General features: G+C 75.2%; 7 protein-coding genes. 5 read left to right on the top strand and 2 right to left on the bottom strand.

Translation table 11 applies throughout. The features are described 5' to 3' along the window. Positions 1-73: 73 nt before the first annotated feature. The gene (locus tag DZA62_RS37360; protein ID WP_116953066.1) at positions 74-2,797 is read right to left on the bottom strand and encodes a helix-turn-helix transcriptional regulator; all 2,724 of its coding nucleotides are present in this window, start codon (positions 2,795-2,797) and stop codon (positions 74-76) included. 124 nt (positions 2,798-2,921) lie between these two features. Between DZA62_RS37360 and DZA62_RS32200 the strand changes: the two genes are divergently transcribed. The 4 genes from DZA62_RS32200 to DZA62_RS32185 all read left to right on the top strand — a co-directional run bounded on the left by DZA62_RS32200 (position 2,922) and on the right by DZA62_RS32185 (position 5,090). Then, positions 2,922-3,521, top strand: coding sequence for a dihydrofolate reductase family protein (locus tag DZA62_RS32200; RefSeq protein ID WP_116953065.1), 600 nt, complete (start codon positions 2,922-2,924; stop codon positions 3,519-3,521). A gap of 12 nt (positions 3,522-3,533) precedes the next feature. After that, positions 3,534-3,752, top strand: a complete 219-nt coding sequence (locus DZA62_RS32195; RefSeq protein ID WP_116953064.1) for a PLDc N-terminal domain-containing protein — start codon at positions 3,534-3,536, stop codon at positions 3,750-3,752. Positions 3,753-3,861: 109 nt separating this feature from the next. Beyond that, the gene (locus DZA62_RS32190; RefSeq protein WP_116953063.1) at positions 3,862-4,476 is read left to right on the top strand and encodes a ClpP family protease; all 615 of its coding nucleotides are present in this window, start codon (positions 3,862-3,864) and stop codon (positions 4,474-4,476) included. After that, a complete protein-coding gene (locus DZA62_RS32185; RefSeq protein ID WP_116953062.1) occupies positions 4,473-5,090 on the top strand; it encodes a ClpP family protease in 618 nt (205 codons plus the stop codon). The genes DZA62_RS32190 and DZA62_RS32185 overlap by 4 nt, the downstream gene beginning before the upstream one ends. Positions 5,091-5,138: 48 nt before the next feature. Here the strand turns inward: DZA62_RS32185 and DZA62_RS37355 are convergent, their stop codons facing one another. Further along, the gene (locus DZA62_RS37355; protein ID WP_198664426.1) at positions 5,139-5,531 is read right to left on the bottom strand and encodes a helix-turn-helix domain-containing protein; all 393 of its coding nucleotides are present in this window, start codon (positions 5,529-5,531) and stop codon (positions 5,139-5,141) included. A gap of 114 nt (positions 5,532-5,645) precedes the next feature. Here DZA62_RS37355 and DZA62_RS32175 point away from each other — a divergent pair, with 114 nt between their 5' ends. Next, positions 5,646-6,458, top strand: a complete 813-nt coding sequence (locus tag DZA62_RS32175; RefSeq protein ID WP_116953061.1) for an LLM class flavin-dependent oxidoreductase — start codon at positions 5,646-5,648, stop codon at positions 6,456-6,458.

Here is a 6,458-nt window from a genome sequence, read left to right as displayed (position 1 = left end):
CGGCCACCAGTACATCCGGGCGCCGGAACGGAGCGGGCCGGCCGCCGGTTCCGCGTCGCCGTCCGGGTGAGGCTCACCGCGACTGGTCGCGCGGCAGCGCGGCCAGCTCGGTCCGGTTCGCGACCTGCAGCTTCGCGTACACGTGCGCCAAGTGGGTCTTGACGGTGCCGCGGCTCATGAACAGCCGCTCGCCGATCTCCGGGTTCGACAGTCCCTGCACGGCGAGGTCGACGACGGAGCGTTCGGCGGGCGTGAGGCTGGCCCAGCCGTGGTCCGGACGACGACGCCGGCCGCGGGCGCGCATGGCGTAGGCGATGGCGTCGGGTAGCGGCAGGGAGCGGCCCCGATCGACGGCGGCCTCGTCGAGCGCGGCGGCGACGTCGGCGTCGGGTGCCGGGTCCGCCAGGCCGGCCGCCTCCCGAGCCCGTGCGGCCGCACCGGCCAGTACGCCGGCCGCCTCGACGGCCCCGCGCCCGGCCAGCAGCGTGGCCAACGCGCCGAGGCTCTCGATGCATCCGAGTACGAGGTCGTGATCGGCGCGCAGCCGCAGCGCCTCGTGGTGCAGCCGCACGGCGGCGTCGACGTCGTCGCCGGCCAGCAGTGCCCGCTGCTCGAGCAGGTCGGCCCGGATCCGCGGCCGGTCCCGCACGGCGTCGTCCGCGGCCAGCCCCGCCAGCAGCTCGCCCGCCGCGGACGGAGAGCCGGCGGCCCGCAGCGCCGCGGCGAGCACCAGCCGGCTCTCCGGCAGCAGCAGCTCCTCCCGCGGCTCGGGCAGCCAGCGCAGCTCGCGCCGGCCCCATTCGACGGCGTCGGCGGCGCGGCCCTGCCTCAGCGCGACGAACGCGTGGGCGCGCTCCCATCCGGGAAGGTACGGCGCCGCATCGGCGCCCGACGCGATCTCGTCGATCGGCGCCAGGACGGCGGCGGCCTCGTCCGGCCGGCCCTGCATGGTGCGCAGCTCGGCCAGCGTCGCGGCGGCGATGGCGATGCGGTGGAAGTCGTGCAGCGGCCGGGCGGTCGCGACGGCGCGCTCGGCGAGCTCGGCGGCCCCGGTGACGTCGCCCAGCTGCGCGGTGCTGGCGGCCAGCCAGCTCAACGCCGACGACGCCGTGCCCCGATCGCCGCGGGCCAGCAGCCCGGCGACGGCCGGATCGAGGTGGGCGACGGCGTCGCGGTGCTGGTCACGGAGCAGGTGGACGAGGGCGATCAGCGCCTCCGCCGCGTCGGCGACGAACCCGACGCCGGCCGCCCGAGCATCGTCGCGGGACCGGACGGCCTCGGCCCGGGCGCGGTCCAGGTCGATCCCGACCCAGCCGATCGCCACCAGCGACCGCGCCAGCGGCTCCGTCCCCGCCACAGCGCCGCCCGACCCGACCCCCGCGCCGCCGCCCGACCCGACCCCCGCGCCGACGCCCGACACGACCCCCGGGTCCGTCAGCAGCGCCAGCGCCTCGTGGGCCGCGCGGTAGCCGTCGCCGCCGGGCACGGCGGTGTCGGCGACCAGTGCGAGCGCTGTCAGCACCTGGGCCTGCAACGGCGTCCGCTCGCCGGCACCGCGCTCCGCCGCCCGCCGCAGCAGGACCAGCCCTTCCGTGCCGCGCGCCTCCAGGTGCCACAGCCAGGCCAGCCCGGCCGCCAGCCGCCGCCCGCCGGTCGCGTCGTCGCGGCTCAGGCCCCACTCGACGGCGGCGCGCAGGTTCGGGTACTCGGCCCCGACGGCGCGGCGCCAGGCGTCGCGGTCGGTGTCCAGCAGCGGTGCCAGCTCGGCCAGCCGGGTCAGGCCGTGGCCGAGGTGCCGGTCGCGGACGGCGGCGGTCTCGCCCGCCTCGTCCAGTCGCGCCTGCGCGTACGCCCGGACGACGCCGAGCAGGCGGTACCGCGCCACCGGGCCGGTCGCGTCCGCGACGACCAGCGACTTGTCGATCACCCCGCGCAGCGCCTTCAGCAACGACGGCCCGGGCAGCCCGCCGACGGCCACGACGGCGTCCGCGGCGAACCCCGGCTCGAACACGGCCAGCCGCCGGAACAGCACCCGCTCGTCGTCGTCGAGCAGCGAGTGGCTCCACCGCATCGACGACTCCAGCGTCCGCTGCCGGAACGCCGCCGTCCGCGCGCCACCGTCGAGCAGCGCGTACGGGTCGGCGAGGGAGTCGGCGATCTGCGCCGGCGACAGCGTCCCGGCCCAGCCGGCGGCCAGCTCCAACGCGAGCGGCAGCCGGTCCAGCCGGTCGCAGACCCGCCGGGCGCCCGCCGTCGCCGCCGCGTCGCCGGTCGCGCCGGCGCGGTCGAGGAAGAGGTCCAGGGCGTCGGCGAGATCCAGCGGCGGCACCCGCCAGACCCGCTCCCCCACGACGCCGAGCGAGGCCCGGCTGGTGGCCAGCAGAGCGATTTCCGGGCAGCGGGCCAGCAGCGCGGCGGCGAGCTCGGCGACGCCGTCGACCACGTGCTCGCAGTTGTCCAGCGCCAGCAGCAGCCGCCGCTCCCGCAGCGCATGCGCCAGCGCCGCCGCACGATCGGGCCCGTCCGGGAGCGGCACGTCCAGCGACTCCGCGACGCGACCGGCCACGCCGTCGCCAGAACCCTCCGGGAGGTCCTCCAGCCCGGCCCACACCACCGCCGGCCAGGCAGCCGCGAGGTCCTGGCAGACGCGGACGGCCAGCCGGGTCTTCCCGCAGCCACCCGGTCCGGCCAGCGTCAGCAACTGCCCCGCCCGCACACCGCCGCCGACGGCGCCCAGCTCGGCGGCCCGGCCGACGAACGACGACAGCTCGGGTGGGAGGTGGCCGATGTCGGACATCCCCAGCAGTGTCGCACCACAGATCGGCCACCTGGCAGATGTTCCGGCCGCCCGGCCGCGACACGATCGATTCGTCGACACGACCGAGGCGCCGAACCGAGGTGCCGAACCGAAGGAGCCGATCATGACCGAGACCACCAACCGCCGGGTCGTCGCCAACCTGTCCCTCTCGCTCGACGGCCGCTACTACGGCCCCGGCGGGGAGTACGACATGAGCTGGGTGGCGCCGCACGCGGTCACCGACTCGCAGCGCGACCAGTCGGTCCGGATGACCACCACCGCCACGACGATCCTGCTCGGCCGGAAGAACTACGAGGGCTTCGGCGGCTACTGGCCGGCCGTCGCTCGGGACGAGAACGCCGAGCCCCGCGACCGCACGCTGGCCCGCTGGCTGGACACCGTCAAGAAGGTGGTGTTCTCGACGACGCTCACCGAGACCCCGTGGCAGAACTCCCGGCTGGCCGAGAACGACCCGGCCACCGAGGTGCGCCGGCTGCGCGACCAGCCCGGCGGCGACATCGTCATCCAGAACAGCGTCAGCATCATCCGCACGCTGCTCGACGCCGGCGAGGTGGACCGGCTGACCCTCAACCTCTGCCCCGAGCTGGTCGGCGGCGGTGCCCGGCTGTTCGAGGACGGCGTCCCGCGCAGCTCGTGGTCGCTGGCCGACCTGGCGACGTCGGAGTCCGGCGCGATCTACCTCACCTACGACCGTCTGCGCTGATAGCGTCCGACCATGACGTCGACCCGGCGGTGGAGCGATCTCACCACCGCCCAGCGCACCGCGATCGTCGCCTTGGGCACCGCCGAGCTGGTGCTCACGGCGCTCGCGGCGGCCGACCTCGCGCGCCGTCCGTCCACCCAGGTCCGCGGGCCGAAGGCGCTGTGGTGGCCCGCGCTGGCCGTCCAGCCCACCGGCCCCATCGCGTACCTCGTCTGGGGCCGCCGCGGCTGATCCGGCCGCCCGCCTCTGCTGCCAGCAGATTGTGTTGGAGCGGCTCTCCCACGCTGCCGATGATCGGTGTCAGGACCACCTGAACACCGCTGAGAGCAGGGAGAACGCCGTGACGAACGCGGGACCGATCACCGGGACGCTGGACGACCAGCTGGCCACCCGGCTCCTCCACCAACGGATCATCGTCCTGGGCAGCGAGGTCGACGACCAGATCGCCAACCGGCTCTGCGCGCAGCTGCTGCTGTTGTCGGCGGAGGACCCGCGCAGCGACATCAGCCTCTACATCAACTCCCCCGGCGGCTCGGTCAGCGCCGGCCTGGCGATCTACGACACGATGCGGCTGGTGCCGAACGACGTCAGCACACTGGCGATGGGGCTGGCGGCGAGCATGGGGCAGTTCCTGCTCACCGCCGGCACGCCGGGCAAACGGTTCAGCCTGCCGCACGCGCAGGTGCTCATGCACCAGGGCTCGGCCGGGTTCGGCGGAACGGCGGCGGACATCGAGATCTACTCCGAGCAGCTGGCTCGCACGAGCGCGCTGATGACGGCGCTGACGGCGGAGCACACCGGCCAGTCGCCGGAGCGGATCGAGGCGGACAGCCAGCGCGACCGCTGGTACACCGCCGACGAAGCGCTGGCCTACGGCTTCATCGATCACATCGTCGAGCACATGGACGACGTCCGCCCGCGGTCCGGCCGCCCGGTCGTGGGGGTGGGCGCGTGAGCCAGTACACGATCCCGACCGTCATCGAGAAGACGCCGTCGGGCGAGCGGGCCTTCGACATCTACTCGCGGCTGCTGAACGAGCGGATCGTCTTCATCGGCACGCCGATCGACGACGGCGTCGCGAACGTCGTCATGGCCCAGTTGCTGCACCTGGAGTCGGTCAGCGCGGACATGGAGATCGGGCTGTACATCAACTCGCCCGGCGGGACGTACAGCGCGCTGACCGCGATCTACGACACCATGCAGTACGTGACGCCGCCGGTGTCGACCACCTGCATGGGCCAGGCGTCGGAGACGGCGGCGGTGCTGCTGGCCGCCGGCGCGCCCGGACGGCGGTTCGTGCTGCCGCACGCGAAGGTCATGCTGCACCAGCCGTCCAGCCAGGCCCGCGGGACGCTGCCCGACCTCGCCGTCCAGGCCAAGGAGGTGGCGAAGGTGCGGGCCGAGATGGACGAGGTGCTCAGCCGGCACACCGGCCACCCGGTGGAGAAGATCCGCGCCGACACCGACCGCAACAAGACCTTCTCCGCGCAGGAGGCGGTCGACTACGGCCTGGCCGACAAGATCATCGCCAGCCGGAAGGCCATCCCCGCCGGCGCGGTCTACGGCTGACCCCGCTCACCTGGCGCGCCCGGCTGCTCGTACGGCCGGGCGCGACAGTCACGCCGCGAGCAGGAGGACGTCGCCGTTGCGGCCCGACGACGGGCGGCGGCGCGGTGTCGGCAGCGCGCGCACGGGCTCGCGCCGGCGCAGGGCGCGGACGGTGTCGAGCCGGATGACCGTGGCACGGTGCTCGTCGAGGTCGTGCCGGACCGCGCCGAGCAGGTCGGACAGCTCGAGCCCGAGCCCCTCGCAGACCGCCGCGAGCACCTCGGACGAGGCCTCCTTGCGGCCACGCTCGAGCTCGGACAGGTAGGGCATCGAGACCTTCGCGTCGGACGCGACATCGGCCAGCGTGCGGCCCTGTTCCTGTCGCGTTCGGCGCAGCACGTCGCCGACCATCGTGCGCAACAGCGGCGTCGACCGCTCTTCGCGTTCCTCAGGGCCACTCATGAGCTCACGGTAGCGGCGCCGGCGGGGGTTCCGGGAGGCCGGTTCGCCGCCGGCGAAAGCGCGCCCGCGCCGGCGGCGACCCGCGCCGGTCCGGGCGCCCACTACGGTGGCCCGATGACGCTGCGTTCCGCGCTCTGGCTGCCGCTGTTCGACGAACTGGCCGAGCCCGCCGTCGTGGTGCGGCTGGCGGCCGAGGCCGAGGAGGCGGGCTGGGACGGCGTGTTCGTCTGGGACCATCTGCGCTGGCGCGCGCCGGTGCGCGCGGCCGCCGACCCATGGATCACGCTCGCGGCGGCGGCGACGGCGACCCAGCGGCTGCGGCTCGGGCCGATGGTGACGCCGCTCGCCCGCCGCCGCCCGGCGAAGCTGGCCCGCGAGACGGCCACTCTGGACCGGCTCTGCGGCGGCCGGCTGATCCTCGGCGCCGGGCTCGGCAGCGACCGGTTCGGCGAGGAGTTCTCCCGCACGGGCGAGGAGCTCGACGACCGCGTCCGCGCCGGCATGCTGGACGAGTCGCTGGCCGTGCTCCGCGCCGCCTGGACCGGCGAGACCGTCCGGCACCGCGGTGAGCACTACGTGGTCGACGACATCACGTTCGAGCCGGCGCCCGGCGCCATCCCGGTGTGGATCGCCGGCTTCCCCGGCAAGACCGCGCCGATCCGGCGGGCCGCGCGGCACGACGGGTTTTTCCCGGTGAACCTCGAACACCCGGACCAGCTCGCGGAGGCCGTCGAGACGATCCGGCGGCTGCGTGCCGAGGCCGGCGCGGACGGGCCGTACGACGTCGCCGTCGGGCTGCCGGCCGACGCCGACCTCGGCGCGTTCGCCGCGGCCGGCGCCACGTGGTGGCTGACCGACTTCGACCCGCACACCGTCACGGTCGACCAGGTCCGCGGGGTGCTGCGCGCCGGGCCGGTCACGCCGTGA

The sequence above is a fragment of the Jiangella endophytica genome, from assembly GCF_003427025.1.
Classification (GTDB): Bacteria; Actinomycetota; Actinomycetes; order Jiangellales; family Jiangellaceae; genus Jiangella; species Jiangella endophytica.
This window is presented reverse-complemented; position numbering and strand designations above follow the sequence as displayed.